This window comes from Aquimarina rhabdastrellae, from assembly GCA_947387485.1.
GTDB lineage: Bacteria > Bacteroidota > Bacteroidia > Flavobacteriales > Flavobacteriaceae > Aquimarina.
Genome location: CANDNT010000001.1, coordinates 716,737 through 738,788 on the forward strand (window position 1 = coordinate 716,737; position 22,052 = coordinate 738,788).

Consider the following 22,052-nt stretch of genomic DNA (forward strand, 5'->3'; position numbering starts at 1 on the left):
CATTTAAATAGCACCGTAGATTTTTTATTTTAATAGATTTTTATAATGTGATTTATGAAGTATAATGGTTAAATCTATTACTTATGAAGAAATTTATAGTCTATTACGCTTTTTGCTTAGAAAAGAAAGACATATACAAAAAGGCACTTATCCCAAGAGTATCAAGATAAGCGCCCTTTTTATTGTAAAGTTATAACTACAATTTTATTAAAAACTCAAGCTCTAAATTGTTGTTTATACCTATTAGACGGTTCACTTGGTTTTTTGTTACAATTCTAGTTTGCTTGTTCGCTAAATTTTTGATTAATAGCCTGTCGTAACTGCCTTTTATAATCTTCTTCTAGCCAATCTCTATAGTTTTTTGTGTTTTTACTAATGCAATAAGAATAACGTTTTACTCTAGAAGCAATATCAGCACTTAATAGCTTAATCAACAATCTACCATCAAAAACATCTTCACTATTCTCAAAACACATTTGTGCATGCTGTTCAATCGATTTTTCCAAAACAATCTTAGATCGAGTACAATTTATTCTTGTTTTAGAATATTCTTCTTCTACATCAAATTCTACAATTGCTGAGTTGGCAAATTCTTGACGAATTTCTGGTGGCATTACATATTTAAAGTTACGCTCGATTTCTTCATCACTAATCAAGTTTTCATAATAAAAATCTGGTGATCTAAAAATCGTTTGCCAATCCACATCTTCATTCCATAACCCAAAACGAGCTGCGTTATTACCCAAATCTATAATATTAAAAAGAGATTTATGTGGTAAAATACGAGATCCACGACCTATCATCTGGAAGTATAATGTAATCGATTTTGTTGCTCTGTTAAGTATTACTGTTTCTACAGATGGTTCATCAAATCCAGTAGTCAAGATTCCTACAGAACTTAAAATAGCATCTGGAGTATGCTTAAACCAATGTAAAATTTCTTGACGATCTTTTTTATTATTGGTATTATCTAAATGACGTATATCATAACCAGCTCTCTTAAAAGTTTCATAAACCTCAAGAGAAGTATTAATACCATTATTAAAGATCAGTGTCTTTTTTCCTTTAGATCGTTCTTCATATGCATATAAAAGCTTATCCTGCATCAAAGTATTGCTATAGAGTTCTTCTGAAGATTTAACGGTATAATCTCCATTCATCCCTATTTTTAAAGCTCCTAACCCTACATCATAACTATATGTAGTTCCGTTTGCCAAGAAACCTCTGCCAATTAAAGAAGAAATCGTATCTCCTACGATCAATTCTCTATAATTATCTTTCATAGGAAGTTTCATGTTCGAACTCAATGGAGTTGCAGTCACTCCTAGGATAAAACATTTCTCAAAAAACTTGAATAGTTTTCTAAATGAGTTATAATGCGCCTCATCAATAATAACCATTCCTATGTCATCAAGTTCTAACTTCTCATCGTTCAAACGGTTATTTAAGGTTTCTACCATGGCCACAAAGCACATATAATTGTATTGGTCATGTAGTTCTTTTACGTTACTATTAATAACCATATTCGTCACACCAAAATCGTCTAGCATGCGAGATGTTTGACCGCATAATTCTATACGGTGAGTTAAAATAACAACTTTCTTTTGCTTTGTTTCGATATAACGACGAACTATCTCAGAAAATATAACTGTCTTACCCCCTCCTGTAGGAAGCTGGTATAATAAATTATAATTTCCTGGGTGCTCCTCTAATCTTGCAAAAATCTTGTTAATATCTTCTTGCTGATAATCGTAGAGTTTTCTATCTACTTTTTTCTCTTTTAATCCAAAGGGCTTTTGCCTCATAACTCATTATTAATATAGCTTGCAAAAATAAGCACTTTTAAAGGTTAAATGAAATGTTTATTTCTATATATTTTTCTTATTTTAAACGCCTTTTTGGAGTATTTTTACTTCAACCAATTTTGACGACCAAATAAATGACTGACATAGAAAAAGATAAAATACCGGTTCAGCAATTACTGTTACCTAAACCCATTTTATATACTGGAAAAACACTCAACTTTTTTTCTCCTTTTTTGGCATCTCGCTTTGCTGCTCGATTGTTTTTAACCCCTTTTAGGTATAAAACTCCAGAAAGAGAACGCGAAATGGAGGCTAAAAGTCAAAAAGAAACTGTTAAAGTTTCAAAAATTAACCGTGACGTTGTTGTCTATACTTATGGTACTTCTTCAAAAAAGATATTATTAGTTCATGGTTGGTCTGGAAGCGGTACTCAATTATCTAAGATAGCCGACAAATTACTTGAACTCGGCTATAGTACTGTTAGCTTTGATGCTCCAGCTCATGGAAAATCACCAGGAAAAATAAGTATGATGCCGTTTTTTATAGAAACTGTACACCATTTAGAACAAACACATGGGCCTTTTGAAGCCGCCATTGGCCATTCTTTGGGCGGTATGTCTTTATTAAGAGCTACCAAAAATAATCTAGCCATTAAAAAACTTATCATTATAGGTACAGCCAACAGTGTTAGTGATATCACCAAAAATTTTATTAAAAACCTACAGCTTTCTTCAAAAGTAGCTACCTTAATGAAACGCTATTTTGATACAAAGTTTGGTGAAGATATCGATAATTACTCTGGAGCTATCTCTGCTAAGCAAGTTCATATTCCTACATTAGTTATCCACGATCACGATGATGTAGATGTGAGTGTAGAAGATGCTTATGCCATTGATGAACAGCTTTCTCAAAGTGAATTATTCTTAACAAATAACTTAGGACATCGTAAAATATTAGGAGATTCAAAAGTGATTCAAAAAATTGCCGATTACATTTTGGAATAATTCTTGTTATACCTTAGACAGTCATACGACTATTAAAATGTGGATTAAAAATTCATTCATTTTATATTAACAAAAAAGCAAAAAAGATCGCTATTATGAAAAATCTTATTCTACTTTTTTTAGCTGTATTGACATTAAGCTGTACTACTAAAGCGCAAGAAAAAACTGAAACAAAAAAAGAATACAAAGTCACAAAAACTGATGCCCAATGGAAAGAGGTTTTAACAAGTGAACAGTATTATATTTTGAGAAAAGCAGGAACAGAACGCCCATTTAGTAGTCCGCTAAACAAAAATTATAAAGAAGGAGTTTATCATTGTGCAGGTTGCAATACACCATTGTATAAAAGTGAACACAAATTTGATAGTGGTACAGGATGGCCTAGCTTTGATCGCGCTGTAGAAGGTAGCATTGATAAAGATGTTGATTATAAGATAGGATATGCTAGATCAGAATTGTTATGTGGTACTTGTGGAGGACATTTAGGTCATGTTTTTAGTGATGGACCTAGAAATACTACAGGAAAAAGACATTGTATAAATGGTGATGCACTAATATTTGTGCCAAAAAAATAATCTAAATTATGAGTAAATATCCTTATCAAAAATCTGAATCTGATTGGAAAGAACAACTTTCTGAAGAAGAATATAGAGTTTTACGTCAAAAAGGTACCGAACGTCCTTTTACAGGAAAATATAATATTCATTTCCAAAAAGGAACCTATACCTGTAAAGGATGTAATACTCCATTATTTGAAAGCTCAAGTAAATTCGATTCTGGTTGTGGATGGCCAAGTTTTGATGAAGCTATCGAAGGTACTGTAGAATATATAAGAGATACTTCACACGGAATGATTCGCACAGAGATTCTTTGTAATCATTGTGGTGGACATCTTGGTCATGTATTTAATGACGGCCCTACAGCAACTGGACAACGCTATTGCGTAAACTCCTTGAGTATAGATTTTGAATCTTAAAGTTTAATATAATAAATACAACATCTATGAAAAAATTAATCACTTTATTGAGCTTAGTTCTTATTGCATTTACTGCTTGTGAAGGCCCAGAAGGACCTCCTGGTCGAGATGGACTTGACGGACAAGATGGAGAAACAATACTTGCAAAAGCTTTTGAAATTACTGCCGACTTTAATGCTGCCAATAATTATGCAATTAATGTAGTAGTTCCTAATACTATTGAGGTTTTTGATTCAGATGTTGCCTTAGTTTATTTAAGAGATCCTGCGGCATCTTCTACAAATGGTGCAGATGTGTGGGAGCCTTTACCTAGAACGTTTTTCTTTAACGGAGGAGGATATGCTCAATTTCAGTTTAATTTCCTTTTCGACGAAAGTCGTAGCATCTTTGATTTAGATATTTTTATCGAAAGTGATGATCCAGGTGCTCTTGATGCTTCTTTTACACAAAATCAAGATTTCAGAATCGTTATTGTTCCGGCTGATTTTGCTCAAAATAATGATGTGAGTAATCTTAATGAAGTATTAGCTACGCTAAATATTGATTCGACTCAAATTCCGTTATTAGATTAAGGATATATTCAGTATAAACACATATAAACCATTAGGTTTTTAAAAAATTAACGTAATCTCTAGAGATTACGTTTTTTGTTTTTATAACATCTAGAACTCCTTAAACGTTATAGTTTTAACAGAATATGCAAAAGCTTTTTTCATTAGATTAATTATCCGTAAATTCGTTGCGTTAAAAAAATGACATATCATATGAACGCATACGACATTATAGTATTAGGAAGTGGTCCTGGTGGTTATGTAACTGCTATTCGCGCTTCTCAATTAGGCTTCAAAACTGCTATTATTGAAAAGGAAAATTTAGGTGGTGTATGTTTGAATTGGGGATGTATCCCTACTAAAGCGTTATTAAAAAGTGCTCAAGTATTTGATTACTTAAAACACGCTTCAGATTACGGATTGACTGTAGATAATTTTGATAAAGACTTCGGTGCTGTTATAAAACGTAGCCGTGGTGTTGCTGAAGGAATGAGTAAAGGTATTCAATTCCTGATGAAGAAAAATAAAATAGACGTTATTGAAGGGTTTGGAAAACTTAAACCTGGTAGTAAAGTTGCTGTAACTGCTGCAGATGGTACAGTTACAGATTATGAAGGAAAGCATATCATCGTTGCTACAGGTGCTAGATCTCGCGAATTACCTAACTTACCTCAAGATGGTAAAAAAGTAATTGGATATCGTCAAGCAATGACACTTGAATCTCAACCTAAGAAAATGATTGTTGTAGGTTCTGGTGCTATTGGAGTTGAGTTTGCTCACTTCTATAATGCAATGGGTACAGAGGTAACTATCGTAGAATACTTACCAAACTTAGTACCTCTAGAAGACGAAGAAGTATCTAAGCAATTTGCACGTAACTTTAAGAAAGCTGGAATCAAAGTAATGACAAATTCTTCTGTAGAAAGTGTTGATACAAGTGGTGAAGGTGTTAAAGCGGTTGTTAAGACTAAAAAAGGAGAAGAAATTCTTGAAGCAGATATCGTTCTTTCTGCTGTAGGTATCAAAACAAATATTGAGAACATCGGTCTAGAAGATTTAGGTGTTGCTACAGATAGAGATAAAATCTTAGTTAACGATTGGTATCAAACTAACATTCCTGGTATTTATGCTATTGGTGATGTTGTACCTGGTCCTGCTCTTGCTCACGTAGCTTCTGCAGAAGGTATTACATGCGTAGAGAAAATTGCTGGAATGCATGTTGAGGCTATCGACTACGGTAATATTCCTGGGTGTACTTATGCTTATCCAGAAATTGCTAGTGTAGGTATGACAGAAAAACAAGCTAAAGAAGCTGGTTATGAGTTAAAAGTGGGTAAATTCCCATTCTCTGCTTCTGGTAAAGCTAGTGCTGCTGGAACTAAAGACGGTTTTGTTAAAGTAATCTTCGATGCTAAGTATGGAGAGTGGTTAGGATGCCATATGATCGGTGCTGGTGTTACAGATATGATTGCTGAAGCTGTTTTAGGACGTAAACTAGAAACTACTGGTCATGAAGTATTAAAAGCTATCCACCCTCACCCTACTATGAGTGAAGCGGTAATGGAAGCCGTTGCAGATGCTTATGACGAAGTAATTCACATCTAAGAAATTTATTTTTCTATATAAAAACAAAGGGCAATCAACTAGTTGATTGCCCTTTGTTTTTATAATTATTTTGTAATTCATTACTTTTAACAACATTAAAAAAACGAAACTAGTTTCATATTTTTTTTATATATTTGCGAAACCAGTTTCACAAAAACGAAATTTATATTAAGCGCTACATGTTTGATTTAATAGTTTTTACCTAAAAAAGATTAATATCAGGTGTGTTCAAAAGAAAATCTCAATCATATATGGAAAAAGATTTTATAAAAGGTTTAGAACTTATAGGTTATACAGCAAGAGTTAGAAGGCTTAGTGATAGCCTTAACAAAATGGGGAAAGTGGTTTATAAAAATTTGAATCTAGAAATTGAACCCAATTGGCATCTTATTTTACTAATCTTAGAAAAGGAGAAAGAATTAACTGCAACAGAAATTGCAGAACAATTATCATTCTCACATACAGCAATCATCAAGATTACAAAAAAAATGGTATCATCAAATTTTTTAATTGCTCATAAGTCAACTATCGATAATAGAAAGCAATTATACTCGCTATCTGAAAAAGCCATTAGAGAACTACCTAAACTAAAAAAAATATGGAATGATATTGCAGATGTTCATAACCAATATGTCAGTAAAACGTTTTTAAAAGAACTTAGCAAAATAGAAAATGCTCTTGCCGAAAAATCAACAATAATTAGGGTTAAAGAATTGTATGATAAACGTAAATAATGATATCGCCTTAAAATTAATCCATATAAATGATCATGATAAACTATATTCATTAATGAATGAAATTTATCCTCTAGTATATAATTATCTATGGAGTGACAATGGAACGTCTTATTTATCAAAAATCTATTCATTAGAAAACCTCACATATGAATTAAATGAATCAGATTCATTGTATTACTTCATTCATTATCAATCGGTAATTATTGGAATTTTGAAGATTAAAAAAAATATAAAAACACAAATAATTCACTTACAAAGGATTTATTTACACTCAAAATATCAAGGTAAGGGCATTGGTAAAATACTTTTTAATTGGATTGAAAATACATTTAAATCAAACTTCAAAAAATTAAGTTTAGAAGTTATGGCATCTGAAACCAAGGCCATACACTTTTATGAAAAAATGGGAATGAAAAACGTTGGCAATTCTTCATTAAACTTTAAACATATAAAACCTGAATTAAAACAAATATTAATTTATCAAAAAAAAATAAAATGAGTAATAAATATGATTACAATCAACAGATGAATGTTTTATACAATCATCATGAATTAATTGATGTACCAAAAATTGTTGAAGAATGTACAGACAAATGGTTCAATCAAACACTTACAAAAGTTAATGATAGTGTTGTACGAATTGGAATAGTTGAGGGAGAATATCATTGGCATAAACACGATAATGATGATGAATTCTTTTTTGTTTTAAGTGGTAAATTATTCATTGAACTAAAAGATAAAACAATTGAGCTTAATCCAAACGAAGGTACAACAATTGGAAAAGGAGTTATGCATAAACCTATCGCACCTGTAAAAACAGTAATGTTAATGGTAGAAACTGCTGAAATTGATCCAATAGGAGATGAAAAATAACAATTTACAATCAAACAATTCAATGCTTTTAAAATTGTATTGAAGTTATTATACCACTTGCCATAAGTATGCTATTGCAGGTGGTTCTCCATATTAAAATTTACCTTTATCTAATTATACTATAATAGAAATACTCTTCTTCTTAACATTTTATTATATAGGTAATTTCTATTAAGCCTTTTTAATATCTAATTCCTATTTTTGAACCTAAATTATATAATCTAGTTTAATTTAACATATTGCTTTCTTAGAAGCATATTACTACTTATTTATCATCATATTTTCGAGGCTTAGATTCTTTGTAACCTTCATTAAATTGAGCTATATTTATCATTCATGATACACATTATATTTAAAATCAAAAGTATTAGATTTTTATGGATTGTTAGCCTTACTCCTATCTTTATGTATTAAACACTCAGCGCAATCAAATTAACATGAAAAACGACAAAATGCCACCTAAATTAGAACTTACTGAATCTGACGAACTAGGATATTATACAACTTTTAAAAAGTTATTTCCTCGTTTTGAGTCTTATTCTCAATATACCAGTTCAAAAGACTTAATTCAAGTTAATTTTTCATATACAGATGAGGATACAGCACCCAATAAAGCTCAACTTGCGGCTCATGACTTCTTTATAACACATTCAAATAAAATATTAGAAAACTTAATTACATACCTAAAACAATATGAAGAGTATTTTTTAGAGCTTTATGGGCCTTACAGAGAGACAAGCTATGAAAATGTGGATTTAAATGGAGAGACACGTATATATACAGATAAGGATGGTTTTCCTATTGTAGATAATCTGTATGATATTATCAATTATTTTGGAATTAATACCATTAACATTGTAGATGCAGAAGAAGATGGTATTTCTTATATTGGTTTTACTGGTGGATGCACTTGGGATACGGAACATGGTTTTGGTTTTATCTTTCATAAATTGGAACTTTTAAATGTTGGTGATTGGGATACTGGTCAATATTTTAATAAAGACTGGAGAACTGATAATCAATACTTGCTTACCAATGCTTTTTTAAAGCTTCATTGTATGGAATCTTTGGAAAAACGAAAGGAGCGTTTAGTTAATTTGGGTAAATCTATTCAAGTAAAAAATGCTACCGCGTACGAAGAAGTTTTCAATTGGTTAGTCAAGCACAAAATGATTTATGGGTATAGAAACTCTCCTGTAGACATTACTATAAAAGAAAAAATAATCCTCATAAATGAAATCGAAGAACTTTTATTCTGGGGTAATGAAATTAAATTTGTTCCCGATGCTATTTACCTACTAGAAAATCTTAAATCCTTAACATTTTCTCATACTACTCTAGAAGCTATCCCCTTACAATTAATGAAACTAACAGGTTTAAAACACTTGTCTGTTTCTAGTAATAAAATAAATAGTATTCCAAAAGAGATCATGTTCTTAAAGAGTTTAGAATCTCTAAGTTTAAATGATAATAAACTACAATCTATTCCAGAAGAGATCGTACAATTAACTAACCTACAATGCTTAGATTTAAGCTCTAATAAGCTATCCGATTTACCTGAATCATTTTCAGAATTAAATAATCTTGAAATACTCACTTTAAACTATAATTCATTTACAAGTTTTCCTGATGTCATCTTAAATATCAGTAGTTTGAAAAATTTAAATCTTTCAAACAATCAATTAACTAATATTCCTCAAGCTATAACTCAACTTAAATCGCTTGAAGAACTCGATTTAAGATTTAATCAACTCACTACATTACCTAAATCACTATTTGACCAAATGTCAAACTTACAACAGCTTCAAATAGCTGTTAATCCTATTGATTTAGAAGATTTAAATCATATACAACAGTTCATACCTCAAAAAATTGAAACCGATCTTGAAAGTGCTATTGCTTGTGTAATAGATGATTTAGAAAGACAACAGGAAGATACACAAATAGACACCTCTTCTTCTAACCTCAAAGCTTCAGATACAAGTGATAAAAAATGGTGGGAATTTTGGCGTAAAAAATAACTATATATAAAGCATATTGAATGAATAACAACTTATTTTACTTACTAACTTTATGTAGTTTCTTTTCTTTTTCTCAGGAAGTTAAACACACTAATATTATTGGAACTTGGGAGTTAATTGAAACTATTAATACTCATAAAATTAATATCGGAGAACTTATAATTCACGGAAACGAACAAGAAAAAAAAGAGTTTGATAGTATTCAAAATATTTTAGAAAAAAAGGAAAAAGAAGATCCCAGAATAACTAAGTGGCATTTCATCATAGAAGAAAAATTTCTTTATGAATACCGTTTTGAATATGGAACTAAATTCAAATCAAAAATCATTAATAATACAATTTATAAGTTTAACAAACCATTTTACAAAGTAGTATCATTAAAAAATGATACTTTAAAGCTTAAAGAATATAAAAAGAATACTATTTCGGTATTCAAAAAAGTTAAAACTGATTTAAGCGATTTTAAAATCCTATCCGAATATTAAAAAAGCTAATATCACTTTGCTGAAAAATATCACTTCAATTTTATTAGCTATATCATATTTTAAACACTCAATACAATCAAATTAACATGAAAAACACACTATTAATCCTATTTCTTGTTCTGCTAAATATCAATGTTGTAGCACAAGACACTATATGTATTAATAAAACCTTCAAACATACCATTCATTCTACAGCTTTAGATGAGGATAGAGAATATTGGGTTAGTTTACCGCTTAAATACAATGATTCATTAAACTATCCTGTTATCTATGTTTTTGATGCCGAATGGCGATTTGATTTAATTAAAAACATAGCCTTTGATTTAGGTGCAAACAAAAAAATACAGAATTCTATTATCGTCGGAATTCCGCATATTGATTGGGAACATAAAAGAGGGCAAGATCTTACGTTTAGTCAATCTAGAATTGAGTATGATGGCGATCCCGTTGACGCTACTTGGTATAATGAATCCAATTCGGGAAAAGGATTAAACTTTTATAATTATTTAACTAAAGAACTAATTCCAAATGTCAATAAAAATTATGCTACAAACGATCACGAAACTTTGATTGGACACTCATATGGAGGATATTTTGGTGGTTATATTTTATCCTTAGATCATCCTTTTGAAGTTATTCATATATACGATCCTTCTATATGGTTTAGTAATGGAGAAGTTATAGAAAGATTCAAAAAAGCCCATTATAAAAAGAAAACAAAAATACATCTAACCTATCAACCTAAACCAGCATTTCATAAAAATAAAATAGAGGAATTTATTAAAGAATTAGAGCAGAATAATGCTATCCTATTAACAAAAGAATTATATCCAAACGATACTCATAATTCTTTGTTTTTAGACAGTTTTTATAAAGGTATCCTTAAAACAAATTCTAAGTAGAGAATACTATTAAATAAATATATCGAAACAGTTACTTGATTATTCTAATGTCATTTACTAAACATTATATAAAATGAACGATCACTTAATAAAAAATCTTTGGATATCATTATTAAAAAAAGTGCTTTTAACCCTGATTTTATTAGTTGTAATCTTTTATTTCTTGAATAACAACACAACTATTTTAAGTTCCTATAATAAGATTGACTGGATAGTTTACATATTGCTTTTTGGGTATTGGGGAATTATAGAACATCAGATTCTTCTTGAAATAAATAGATCAGGACAAGACTTAATAATTATTAGTTATTCTATTTTTAAAGGAAAAAAAGAGTTAGTTTTAAACTCAAAGGATATCATAAAAGTTAGTAGTTATAACGACTTAAGAATTCATTATAAAAATACTATTGAAAAAAAATCTCTAATATTAAAGATAACTGCAGAACCTTGGAATAATTTATTTGAGCAGATTAAACACTTAAAATTAATTGAACAAGAAAATAGACAAAATACTATTAGTTATAACTCATAGCTTTTAATTTTTTAATCAAAATTCATTAACTTAAACTTACTTGATTCCAATTAAAACCTTAGCTATCAATCATGAGTAACTTTCTTTCTAGTGCTATTAAACAGTTTCGATATTATAAAGATCTTGGTGAAAAAACATTTGAGCAAATTCCTGAGGAAAAGCTATTTTGGAAATGCACTGAAGAAAGCAATTCTATTGCTACAATCGTAAAGCACTTACATGGTAATATGATGTCTAGATGGTCTGATTTCTTGACTACAGACGGGGAAAAAGAATGGAGAAAAAGAGATGCCGAATTTGATAATGACATCGCCTCCAGAAAAGAATTATTATTCAAATGGAATGAAGGTTGGGACTGTTTATTTAATGCCATTACGCCCTTAACTGATACTGATTTAACAAAGGAAATTTATATTAGAAACATGGGGCATACTGTACTTGAAGCCATCAATAGACAATTAACACATTACCCCTATCATATCGGACAAATCGTTTTTATAGGTAAAATGGTTGCTAATAACAATTGGAATTCTTTATCTATAGCCAAAGGTGCTTCTAAAACCTACAACAAGGAAAAGTTTGCTAAACCAAAACGCAAAGAACACTTTACAGACGATCTTTAAAAAATTTTATAAATTTGATTTTTTCATAATTATTCATCAAACGACTATTTCTCATCATCTAAATCATTAACGAACAATTACAATGGAAGAAACCCAACACAAAGGAATTCTATATAACGAAGTTATTAAACTCACAAGAACACATCCTAGAATTCATAGAGTTTTAAGTATGTTGCTGGATCATATAATACTAACAATGATTACAGTATTACCTTCGATTATATTAATGATTTTCATACCAAAAAGTAGCATTATAATTAATGATCATACTTATAACATCATATTTTTCTTAATTCTTTTTATCTATTTAAATAAAGATTTCTACAAAGCCAAAAGCCCTGCAAAAAGGCTTTTAGGATATCAAGTAATACATTTAAAAAGCAAAAAACCTGCAACTGAAGTACAATGTTTTATCCGCAATTTGACAATTTGTATTGCTTGGCCTATTGAAGTTGTTATGGGATTAATAAATCCTGAAAGACGTATTGGTGATTATATAGCGAATACTAAAGTTGTGATTGCTGAAAAAGAAACAATAACTACAATTTGGACTGATCTAAAGCATACAAAACTGAAGTTAAATTTTGCTTGGATTATCATTATAGGTATGATTTATTTTTATCTATTATATCTTTTAATGCCTACTATGATTTAAATATCATTTGCTATTACTATAAAAATCATCGAAAATTCGACTATCATAAAATTCATTCGGAATTGTTATAGCATTAGTTTTTATAAAATAAAAACACCTAGTGTTAGAACAAATTTTATCCCAAAGATCTAAATGTTTACTATGCTCCACAATTCATATTACATGATCATTATAAATTGATATATTAGTAACAATCAATATAAGTAGAGTTCGTACTTAACTATTAATTCTTTAAACTTCTACATTTACAATACAACATATTAAACGTCATCGTAAAATTATAAAAACTGAATAACAAATGAGTTTCCTAAAAGCTGAATGGAGAAAACTTGCAATAGCCAACTATTTGATTGACAAGAATATTTTAACCGAATTTGTTCCCCCAGGAACAGAAATAGATTTATGGAATGGTACATGTTTTGTCAGTTTAGTTGGCTTTATGTTCAAAAACACTAAACTTTTGGGTATTAAAATACCTTACCATATTGATTTTGAAGAAGTAAATTTGCGATTTTATGTAAAAAGATTCGAAAATAATGAATGGAAACGTGGAGTTGTTTTCATCAAAGAAATTGTTCCAAAACGGGCATTGACTTTTGTAGCAAATACAGTTTACAATGAAAATTATGAAACTATGCCAATGTCTCATAATTGGAGTGAAAGCGAAAAGAATAGAGAAGTCAAATATTCTTGGGGAAAATCACAAATAGAACATTCTTTCAAGATCTTAGCGAGTAGAGAAAGCTATGAAATGCCTCTTAATAGCGAAACAGAATTCATAACAGAACATTATTGGGGTTATGCAAAAGTGAATTCTATAAAATCTAATGAATACGAAGTTACACACCCAAGATGGAATATTTATAACGTAAGAAACTATGAGATCAACGTAGATTTTGGTAAACTTTATGGTGCAAAATTCGATTTTTTAACCAAATTAGAACCACATTCAGTAATGCTTGCCGAAGGTTCAGAAATTACAGTCGAGAATAAAAAAACCATAAGAACGAATCTCAACAATACTAATACGTAATGTGAGACTTGTGCTAATTTCTAATCGTTTTCTATTTAAAACCGTTAACATTAATTAAAATTAGTAAGTTTAATGAAACAAATCATTTTTATAATTTCTTTTATAGTATTCTTTAGTTGTACTGAGAAAGAAAATAAAAAAAGTATAAATCCTTCTGATGTTATTATCCAAGCTAAATTATTAAGTTTTTCTGAACTTACTGATTCAGAAAAAGAGAATACTAATTTCTTAAAATCTTGTTGTTATCCAGAAAATTGGAATCAAGGTGTTGATTGTATCGAAAAAGAATATGCTTTTTATGTTAAAACCAAAATTAACATAAATCTTCTTGGTGCTATTTCTGAATCAGATACTTTTACAATTGATAAATTGATTACTTCTAACCCAAACTCTTTATATGGCAAGTATGTTAATCAATGGGAATTTGAAGATCAAAATGGCATTAAAATTTGTGAAACAGCTAAATTTATTGGGCATAATGATTTTAATCTCAAAAGAAATGACTCCATAGATCAGTTAATAATAGGACCATTACCTAAAAAACCAAAAAAAATGATCATAAAAATAAAGGATTCAAAATACTATAAAGGAATATCTCCAGAGAAACAAATAATCAATTAATTCCAATAATAAATAAACTATATTAAACCTTGAAAAAATCTATAAAACTTATATTAATAATTTTCTCGATACTTCTTTTTTCATGTCACCCAATTAAAAAAGATGATTTAGATAAAGAGTTTGAACTATGTTCAAATTCAAGATATAAAAGAAAAATAGATTTTCATTATAAAGATATTGGAGCAACAAAAGAGGCTATGATAAATATTCATACTCTATTAGAGCAATTTTTGATTAAAGAAAATTTATTGAAAGAAATAAATAAAGAAGGATATAAACAATTACTGTTACGAGCAAGTAACAAAGAGATAAAGATTGAGTTTTTAAAAAAGTTTGAACAGGAATTAGGATTTAATCCACATATGCTATTTCCTATCAATATGCATTTACAATGTTATGATAATCTTTTTAACAAATCAAAAACTATAGATAACGATACCAAAGAAATTTGGCAATATAAATTTGGTCTTGTCTACAATAAATATCAAGCATATGGAGGCATGGAACTAGATAATGAATATTTGATTAACGCTTTAGATGAAATACCTGATCATAAATTTCAGATGATTTTATATAGAAAATTATTTCTTGATTTATTATATTCACACTAGCCATAATTTTTTCTATTAATATTCCTAAATAAATCAATTAATTCCAAGGGTATCAGTATTTACAATATCTTGTAAAAAAGCAAAATCATATCTTACTCTTTCATAATACAATATCAAAACATGGGAACATATTGGAATGGAATTAAAACTAAGTTTTCTGAGATTGATTGTTTAAAAACTAAAATCAACGAATTAGATTTTGATTATTTAGAATTAAGTGAACATCCTGCTTCTCAAGAATTAAATTTTAGTATAAAAACCACACAATTAATAAAACTAAGTACTCCTGTAGATTACGCAACTAAACACCTCTCTCCTGATAAAAGGAAACTTTATAACACTTTCTTTTATCATACCATCTGGACAACTTATGATGATCAAGACGAACTGTTTATTGATAAGACTAAGTATACTAAGAATCTCTCAAATGATGATTTAGGTTGGTTAACATTAGATACTGATTTATATTGGAAAGCTTTTAATACTGCTTCCTTAGAATTGATCGTTAAAGACTATGACTATATAGCATTTGATGTATTAAAAGAGTTATATGAGTTAGAACGATCTGCTTTTAAAAAACAATTGGAAAGTTATCCAGATTTTAATCCTCATGAATACAATCTTGAGACAAAAGAGATTTTTTCCAATTTTGTAACTCTCACAAAAGATATCATAGCCATTTATAAAAACTGTGTAGCAGAAAAAAAAGATTTAATAATTGAATTTATATAAAGTATCTACGTTTTATAGAATTTAATCTATCATTCTAAAAACATAATAAGCTATCATCAAATGAAAATAAAATGCAACTGCGGAAATATAATTGTTGATCAAACAGATTATTTAAGAAATAAAGGATATATCATTTCGGATACACAATGGTTTAATTTTTGGAATTCAATAGATGATGCCATTGAACAGTCTGGACCTTCTGCAAAGGAAAAAGAAGAAGCCTGTATGCAATTAAGAATACTCAATCTCTTTAAAATGGCTTGGGAATGTCAAAATTGTGGAAAGTTATTTATTAACGATCCACATGGCGATTTGTTAACCTACTCGCCAGATAATAAAAATTACAATAAAGTATTAGATAAAAAATAACGTCTAATAGCGTCTCCTCTAATATTACTTTTAGATGATATGATACACAATTCGCTTTTATCTACCTAAGTTTCCTATATTAAAACTAGGTACTGGTATTCTAATCCCAAAAAACCAATACGGATCACCTGTAAATACATTGATAGCCATTCCTGATTGTACATAATCATGTAACATAGAAATCACCATTCCTGTACCTAATTCGGGAATATCATCACCATCAAAATCTGGTGCAGAGACGTGCAATCCTATCCCAAAATCAAACAATTGATTATACAACACCGATTTTCTTCTTAGCTTTTGATCAAAACCTCCTTTTAAAATCAAATTATAATATGGTGCCATTTGAAACTGTGTTTTGATAGCTGTATGCGCCAATGGATCTGCAAACACCACTCCTACTGTCCCTTCTATATGAGGTAAAATACGATACATCATTACTTTTCTATATTCATGATAGATCATATCTTTTGTTGTTTTGACTTCAAACTTAAATGCAATTTGATCTCCGTCTTTTCTTCTACCTGTTGTTACTAAATCTAGTCTTGTTCTCTTAGGTAATTCTTGTAAAGAAAACGATAACACTTCTTCACTAAAATCCAGTGTTTTAAAATCAACTGTTGTTCCGCCCAAAAGTGTCGAAATGGTATTAGGATTTACCAAGTTTTTTAAAGTGTTATACCATTGACTATAATGTGCTATTGCACTATTTACACTCGCTACTAATTGTTTTCCTTCTGTAGATTGTAAACTAGTAGTTAAACTCGTTATGTCTGCTTTTACTGTTTCAAAATCATCTTTGATTTGTTTTCCTAAGCCATCTTTTAAAAATGTAATATCAGCGTTTACATTGCTTATAATACCTAATGGGTTAGCAATATCTTGTTCCTGTAAACCTTTGTAATAACTAATTCTAGAGTTTATCTGATTTTTAAGTTGATCGCAATAGGTTTCTATAGTTTTAAGCTTAGTTACTAACGGTTGTACTTCGGCTGTATCAAAAGCTGCTAGTGCATTTTTAATGGTAGCCAATTGCATATTAAAATCCGCTGTAAATACTCCTTTTAATCTATCTACTTCTGCATCTAGTGTTTTCTTGAGAATCGCTATTCCTGTATCTGTATTTTCTTTTGCAAACTGTTGCAATTGATTTAGCTGGTTTAATTGGTCTATTGTCGGTAACAATTGCCAGCGTTGTACCTCGTATGATGTTTGTGGTTTGATCTCATCAAACTCTGGTAAATGCAGTGCTATTTGTTGATTTTTGGTAACTAACCACGCTCCCATTTGTATAGCTACACCTTCTTGTTGCGCATGTTTTGCTACATTTTCTTTCATACGATCCAGGACCACTGCTGTTCTTTCATATATATCTTTGGGTCTAAAACCTCCTGGACCAGACTCTATATAAGGATCAATAGTCGTTAAGTCTATTACATTATAGGCTAATGTCTGCATTTGACTAGCCCAAGCTCTATTCTTTTCTGGATCTGCTTTAAAACTTTCGTAATCGTATTGATGTAATAAATTCTTAAATTGCTCTAGATGCTTGTTACGAGTTTTCATAGCATCTATAAGTAAATTCAGTTTAGTTGTATAGGCTTCTGGTAATCCTATGTTTGATGTTTTCCCGATATGAAGCAATAAGGTTTCATAATCGATTTCTAAAGCCAACGTACTATTGATATCAACAATTTTACTATTGATATAAGAAGCCTCAATAGCTCCTGTAGCTGTTTGATATTGTTGATCTTGGTCTTCTTCTGTAATTTTAAGTATATTCTGTGCTGTTCCTATATAAGAAATCATCATACAACACAAAATTCTAAAAAAGAAATGCTTCATGCTTTCTTTGTTTATGTTAATAGTTTATCAAAACCTAATGCTTTCATGATTAATCGCTCTGTATAGTATACTGGTCGATTGGGGAATTTATTTAGTTGTAAATAATCTCCGATATTGTGATGCACATTAGTGATTGATAGCAATAATTGATTCTCTGAAGTATCCCAAGTAATCGCTCCTAATCTAGGATTAATGGCTAATGTTTGTAGTGAAGTTTTAACAAAAGAAACTTTAGGCACTTGCAATACTCGTGTCCCATGATAAAAAACATCTCCAGAGTTGATTAATGTTGAAATCTTTGAAACTACTTGATCTGCCTGTTCATTATTACCTATAACAACAATTAAGGTCACAGGTTCTTCTAGCCATTCTTTAAAGGTAGTTAAAGCCGCATTTGCATCTGTAGCAGATAAGATAATTGGTGTGATCATTGATTGATTTTTTACAATATACTTTTGTAATCGTACTCGTCTATAAAAAACTTTGAATAGCAAGTGTATAACTCTGCATTCCAAAACCTAAAATCACACCTTTTGCATTAGGCGAAATATAAGATTGATGTCTATAGGCTTCTCTTGCAAATGTATTAGAGATATGTACCTCAACTACAGGTACACCTATCGCTTTAATAGCATCTGCAATAGCAATGGACGTGTGTGTATAGGCTCCTGCATTAAGAATGATACCATCATACACACCATCGGCATTTTGTATTTCGGTAATCATTTCACCTTCAATATTAGATTGAAAATAACTGAGTGATACTGACGAAAACTTTTCTTTTAAAGTTTCAAAAAAGGCTTCAAAAGTCTGACTACCATATATTCCCGGTTCTCTTTTCCCTAATAAATTAAGATTAGGTCCATTTACTATTAATAATTTCACGTATACCTATTTTAATTATTGAACTTTTCGTTCCGTAGCACTGCTATGTAACTCTAATTTTTGTTCAAATTCTAAAAGTTTAAATAACTCCATTCTGATAGCTATCACTACCACAAGTAAAAATATAATTTTATTCTAATAACCTCTTAAAAAACATTTTCTTTTTATATTGGTTTTATGAACTGGTCACAAGCACTTACAGATTATCTATACTTTTTAAAGATCGAACGTGGACTTTCTGATAATTCTATTGCTAATTATAGCCTTGATATCAAAAAGTTAATTCGATTTCTCGAAAGTCACGAAAGTACTGCCACTCCGTTAAGCATACAAAAAGAGGATATTCAACAATTTCTTTTTGAAATTGCCAAAGAAGTAAATGCTCGATCCCAATCTCGTATCATTTCTGGATTAAAGAGTTTTTTTAATTACCTCATCTTTGAAGATTACAGAGATGATAGTCCTATGGAGCTTATTGAAGCTCCCAAAATAGGTCGTAAATTACCTGATACCCTAGCGGTAGCAGAAATTGATGCTATTATTGAAGCCATAGATTTAAGCACTCCAGAAGGGGAACGAAATCGTGCTATTATCGAAACTTTATATGGTTGTGGATTACGTGTAAGTGAATTAGTCGAACTCAAAATTTCGCATCTCTTTTTTGATGAAGGCTATATTAGTGTAATTGGTAAAGGTGATAAACAGCGTTTTGTACCTATTGCAACGCATACTCAAAAATATATCAATCTCTATAAAAACGAAATCAGATCACACCTCAATATCGTAAAAGGTCATGAAGATACGCTGTTTTTAAATCGTAGAGGAAAACAACTCACTCGTGCTATGATTTTTACTATCATCAAACGATTGGCTGAAAAAGCACAGATTAATAAAAAAATAAGTCCGCATACTTTTAGACACTCCTTTGCTACTCATTTATTAGAAAACGGTGCCGACCTAAGGGCTATTCAGCTTATGCTAGGTCATGAGAGTATCACGACTACCGAGATTTATATGCATCTTGATCGCAGTCATCTTACTCAAGTTATCAATACGTATCATCCTAGACGATCATAATGAGTTATGAATAGTGTACGTTTTTTTATCATCTTATGTTGTTTTCTATACAGTACTACTAGTCTTGCGCAAACGTTCAACGTTAGTGGCGGTCTATTGTTTAAAGCAACGCTTACTTTAGGTAATCAAAATGCTTATTTAAAACTAGGAACTTCAGCTTTTGGTACGCTTAGTTATAATGATATTGCTATAGAAAGTGGACTTTCATTTTCGGTATATGAATTTACAAAACGGCATACAATTAAGACCACTGGTCTTGCATATACCTATGATTTTTTTGCTTTGGCAGGTATTGGTCAAAACAGTAACCTATTAGGAAGTACTTTATCTCTTGCTAATACTAGTTATCTTTATAATCCAAGCGGCAAAGGTGGTTTTAATGGTATCGGTTTTGGTTTTACACGTGATGTTCTTCCTAAAACTTTACGTTCGTATGGATTGCGTAGAGGTGCTTTACTTATGCGTTTTAGTAATCAACAACATCAATTTCAGCTTACTTTTCTCAATGATTTAAAATTCGGGTGGTTTTATGGCTCGGGTACAGATTATGGTATTACAGGAAGTTTACGCATAGGCTATACTAGAATTCATTATGAAAATCTACAATATCTTGGTTTTGGTATTGATCTATTTACACCACAACCTGACTATAGTCGTTCGCCTAGAAATCCTATAAATTCTCATGACGGACGTAAAAATGTATGGTTTACATTACCTCCTTATAAAGATCTCTTTTATGGTAACTTTTATGTTTATGGTGGATATCAAGAAAATCACTTAGCTTTTACAAGCAAAATAGGTATCAATAGTATACAATCTGGTGCTCATGTGCAAAATATCTTACATGATGGTTTTGGTCTTAATCCTAGGTTTCCTTGGCCTGTCGAGCAAAAAAACAAATTCTATATAGAATCCTCTGGTCATCTTTTTTATCAAAATATAGGTACTAATGAATAAACACTTTTTATTACTTATCATTCCTCTGGCTTTGTTATTGGTCAACTGTAGTACCTACTCTACTTATTATGGTCCTACCTATACCACTGCTAAACAACAACCTTTAAAAAAGATTCACCGTATTGATTTGAGTCACAAAAATCTCACTACGCTTCCTAAATGGATCGACAGTATTCCTCATTTAAAAAGAATAGATTTAAGCAATAATCCCAATCTAGATTTAGAAAATACTATTACTCGTTTAAGCTCTCATACACAACTAGAAGTATTGTTATTAGATAGTTTACAGCTTAAGGAAATCCCTAAAAATATCAGTTCCTTAAAAAACTTAAAACATCTTTCTCTTGCTTATAATCCATCTTTAAATATGGATGTTACGCTACAAAATATTGCTTCTTTACCTTTAGTTTTTCTAAATTTAAAAGGAAATCAACTCACTGATCTACCTAAAAGTATTACTCAATTAAAAACACTTAAAGATTTAAATCTTTCTTATAACCATATGATTACAGATCAAAGCTATCGCTATCTAGGTGAATTACCTCATTTGTATTCTTTATGGTTAGATCATAACAAATTAGATACGCTCCCTACCGCCATTCAGCATTTACAGCAGATACGGTATCTATATCTAGATCATAATTCGTTAACTTATCTACCTGATTCAATGTACAAGCTCGATAATTTATGGGTTTTACATGCTGGTCATAATATGTTTAACACTTTACCCGAAGTACTTATAAAAATGCCTTCTTTGATATTAGCGCATTTTAACAATGCTCAAATCTCTAAAATGCCTAAGGCTTTTGAAACCGAAAAATATGCTTTGCAGGGTATTATTCTAGATCATAATCCGTTATCTAAATCTGAAAAAGCATTTATCAAAAACGTGTTTAAAGATTTCTTTTTACTATCCTTTAAACAGCAATACTAATCCTTATTGTCGTTAAGTTATTTGGTGTATTATGGAACTAGGTTTACTTTCATGAGTTTTACTATGGATCAATCACAAAAGTTGTGGGCGAATTATATTTATGAATAGCAAATATAGATTGTTGATTTAATACTTATCACAGGGCTTGTTTGGTCACTAGCACAGTCGAAATGACAGTACTCAAAAACTACCTAACTAACCAACTCCACAACAAAAAGA

Annotated in this window: 26 protein-coding genes; 22 read left to right on the forward strand and 4 right to left on the reverse strand. The window is 30.2% G+C overall.

Annotation, left to right across the window (positions count from 1 at the left end; translation table 11 throughout):
• Window positions 1-275 precede the first annotated feature (275 nt).
• Window positions 276-1,805 (reverse strand): DEAD/DEAH box helicase, encoded by a 1,530-nt coding sequence (locus tag ACYEKI_RS03060; RefSeq protein WP_459209687.1) that lies wholly within the window; start codon window positions 1,803-1,805, stop codon window positions 276-278.
• 134 nt (window positions 1,806-1,939) lie between these two features.
• Between ACYEKI_RS03060 and ACYEKI_RS03065 the strand changes: the two genes are divergently transcribed.
• The 19 genes from ACYEKI_RS03065 (at window position 1,940) to ACYEKI_RS03155 (ending at window position 16,135) form a co-directional block, all read left to right on the forward strand.
• Entirely contained in the window at window positions 1,940-2,809 is an 870-nt protein-coding gene (locus ACYEKI_RS03065; RefSeq protein WP_459209688.1) for an alpha/beta hydrolase, read from the forward strand.
• Window positions 2,810-2,904: 95 nt separating this feature from the next.
• Window positions 2,905-3,384 (forward strand): peptide-methionine (R)-S-oxide reductase MsrB, encoded by a 480-nt coding sequence (msrB, locus tag ACYEKI_RS03070; protein ID WP_459209689.1) that lies wholly within the window; start codon window positions 2,905-2,907, stop codon window positions 3,382-3,384.
• 8 nt (window positions 3,385-3,392) lie between these two features.
• Window positions 3,393-3,785, forward strand: a complete 393-nt coding sequence (gene msrB, locus ACYEKI_RS03075) for a peptide-methionine (R)-S-oxide reductase MsrB (RefSeq protein WP_459209690.1) — start codon at window positions 3,393-3,395, stop codon at window positions 3,783-3,785.
• 26 nt (window positions 3,786-3,811) lie between these two features.
• Window positions 3,812-4,357, forward strand: a complete 546-nt coding sequence (locus ACYEKI_RS03080) for a collagen-like protein (RefSeq protein WP_459209691.1) — start codon at window positions 3,812-3,814, stop codon at window positions 4,355-4,357.
• A gap of 192 nt (window positions 4,358-4,549) precedes the next feature.
• Window positions 4,550-5,941, forward strand: coding sequence for a dihydrolipoyl dehydrogenase (gene lpdA, locus ACYEKI_RS03085; protein WP_459209692.1), 1,392 nt, complete (start codon window positions 4,550-4,552; stop codon window positions 5,939-5,941).
• Between the two features lie 251 nt (window positions 5,942-6,192).
• Window positions 6,193-6,675 carry a MarR family winged helix-turn-helix transcriptional regulator gene (locus ACYEKI_RS03090; protein WP_459209693.1) on the forward strand — a complete coding sequence of 161 codons (483 nt, stop codon included), beginning with the start codon at window positions 6,193-6,195 and terminating at the stop codon, window positions 6,673-6,675.
• Window positions 6,676-6,730: 55 nt separating this feature from the next.
• Window positions 6,731-7,177 carry a GNAT family N-acetyltransferase gene (locus ACYEKI_RS03095; RefSeq protein ID WP_459209694.1) on the forward strand — a complete coding sequence of 149 codons (447 nt, stop codon included), beginning with the start codon at window positions 6,731-6,733 and terminating at the stop codon, window positions 7,175-7,177.
• Window positions 7,174-7,551: a cupin domain-containing protein gene (locus ACYEKI_RS03100; protein WP_459209695.1), complete on the forward strand. Its 378-nt coding sequence runs from the start codon at window positions 7,174-7,176 to the stop codon at window positions 7,549-7,551. The genes ACYEKI_RS03095 and ACYEKI_RS03100 overlap by 4 nt, the downstream gene beginning before the upstream one ends.
• Window positions 7,552-7,988: 437 nt before the next feature.
• Window positions 7,989-9,572 (forward strand): leucine-rich repeat domain-containing protein, encoded by a 1,584-nt coding sequence (locus ACYEKI_RS03105; RefSeq protein WP_459209696.1) that lies wholly within the window; start codon window positions 7,989-7,991, stop codon window positions 9,570-9,572.
• 20 nt (window positions 9,573-9,592) lie between these two features.
• The gene (locus ACYEKI_RS03110) at window positions 9,593-10,057 is read left to right on the forward strand and encodes a hypothetical protein (RefSeq protein ID WP_459209697.1); all 465 of its coding nucleotides are present in this window, start codon (window positions 9,593-9,595) and stop codon (window positions 10,055-10,057) included.
• A gap of 86 nt (window positions 10,058-10,143) precedes the next feature.
• Complete coding sequence (locus ACYEKI_RS03115; RefSeq protein ID WP_459209698.1) at window positions 10,144-10,959, forward strand: alpha/beta hydrolase; 816 nt, start codon at window positions 10,144-10,146, stop codon at window positions 10,957-10,959.
• Window positions 10,960-11,032: 73 nt separating this feature from the next.
• Window positions 11,033-11,491, forward strand: a complete 459-nt coding sequence (locus ACYEKI_RS03120) for a hypothetical protein (protein WP_459209699.1) — start codon at window positions 11,033-11,035, stop codon at window positions 11,489-11,491.
• A 71-nt stretch (window positions 11,492-11,562) separates the two neighbouring features.
• Window positions 11,563-12,114: a DUF1572 family protein gene (locus ACYEKI_RS03125; RefSeq protein WP_459209700.1), complete on the forward strand. Its 552-nt coding sequence runs from the start codon at window positions 11,563-11,565 to the stop codon at window positions 12,112-12,114.
• 82 nt (window positions 12,115-12,196) lie between these two features.
• Window positions 12,197-12,769: an RDD family protein gene (locus ACYEKI_RS03130; RefSeq protein WP_459209701.1), complete on the forward strand. Its 573-nt coding sequence runs from the start codon at window positions 12,197-12,199 to the stop codon at window positions 12,767-12,769.
• A 298-nt stretch (window positions 12,770-13,067) separates the two neighbouring features.
• Entirely contained in the window at window positions 13,068-13,802 is a 735-nt protein-coding gene (locus ACYEKI_RS03135) for a YqjF family protein (RefSeq protein WP_459209702.1), read from the forward strand.
• Window positions 13,803-13,874: 72 nt separating this feature from the next.
• A complete protein-coding gene (locus ACYEKI_RS03140) occupies window positions 13,875-14,423 on the forward strand; it encodes a hypothetical protein (RefSeq protein WP_459209703.1) in 549 nt (182 codons plus the stop codon).
• 29 nt (window positions 14,424-14,452) lie between these two features.
• Window positions 14,453-15,034 (forward strand): hypothetical protein, encoded by a 582-nt coding sequence (locus ACYEKI_RS03145; RefSeq protein WP_459209704.1) that lies wholly within the window; start codon window positions 14,453-14,455, stop codon window positions 15,032-15,034.
• Window positions 15,035-15,154: 120 nt separating this feature from the next.
• Entirely contained in the window at window positions 15,155-15,766 is a 612-nt protein-coding gene (locus ACYEKI_RS03150) for a hypothetical protein (protein WP_459209705.1), read from the forward strand.
• Window positions 15,767-15,826: 60 nt separating this feature from the next.
• Entirely contained in the window at window positions 15,827-16,135 is a 309-nt protein-coding gene (locus ACYEKI_RS03155) for a hypothetical protein (protein ID WP_459209706.1), read from the forward strand.
• A gap of 57 nt (window positions 16,136-16,192) precedes the next feature.
• Here the strand turns inward: ACYEKI_RS03155 and ACYEKI_RS03160 are convergent, their stop codons facing one another.
• Genes ACYEKI_RS03160 through aroQ form a run of 3 tightly spaced genes read right to left on the reverse strand, consistent with a single transcriptional unit; the run spans window position 16,193 to window position 18,865 of the window.
• The gene (locus ACYEKI_RS03160) at window positions 16,193-17,980 is read right to left on the reverse strand and encodes a hypothetical protein (RefSeq protein WP_459209707.1); all 1,788 of its coding nucleotides are present in this window, start codon (window positions 17,978-17,980) and stop codon (window positions 16,193-16,195) included.
• 11 nt (window positions 17,981-17,991) lie between these two features.
• Window positions 17,992-18,411 (reverse strand): hypothetical protein, encoded by a 420-nt coding sequence (locus ACYEKI_RS03165; RefSeq protein WP_459209708.1) that lies wholly within the window; start codon window positions 18,409-18,411, stop codon window positions 17,992-17,994.
• A gap of 40 nt (window positions 18,412-18,451) precedes the next feature.
• Window positions 18,452-18,865, reverse strand: a complete 414-nt coding sequence (aroQ, locus tag ACYEKI_RS03170) for a type II 3-dehydroquinate dehydratase (protein ID WP_459209709.1) — start codon at window positions 18,863-18,865, stop codon at window positions 18,452-18,454.
• Window positions 18,866-19,042: 177 nt separating this feature from the next.
• On the opposite strand from aroQ, the gene xerD reads away from it, so the two are divergent.
• From xerD to ACYEKI_RS03185, 3 genes are read left to right on the forward strand one after another with little or no spacing between them, the layout of a single operon-like run.
• Window positions 19,043-19,942, forward strand: a complete 900-nt coding sequence (xerD, locus tag ACYEKI_RS03175; protein ID WP_459209710.1) for a site-specific tyrosine recombinase XerD — start codon at window positions 19,043-19,045, stop codon at window positions 19,940-19,942.
• A 6-nt stretch (window positions 19,943-19,948) separates the two neighbouring features.
• Window positions 19,949-20,899, forward strand: a complete 951-nt coding sequence (locus ACYEKI_RS03180; protein ID WP_459209711.1) for a hypothetical protein — start codon at window positions 19,949-19,951, stop codon at window positions 20,897-20,899.
• Window positions 20,892-21,833 (forward strand): leucine-rich repeat domain-containing protein, encoded by a 942-nt coding sequence (locus tag ACYEKI_RS03185; RefSeq protein ID WP_459209712.1) that lies wholly within the window; start codon window positions 20,892-20,894, stop codon window positions 21,831-21,833. The genes ACYEKI_RS03180 and ACYEKI_RS03185 overlap by 8 nt, the downstream gene beginning before the upstream one ends.
• Window positions 21,834-22,052 lie beyond the last annotated feature (219 nt).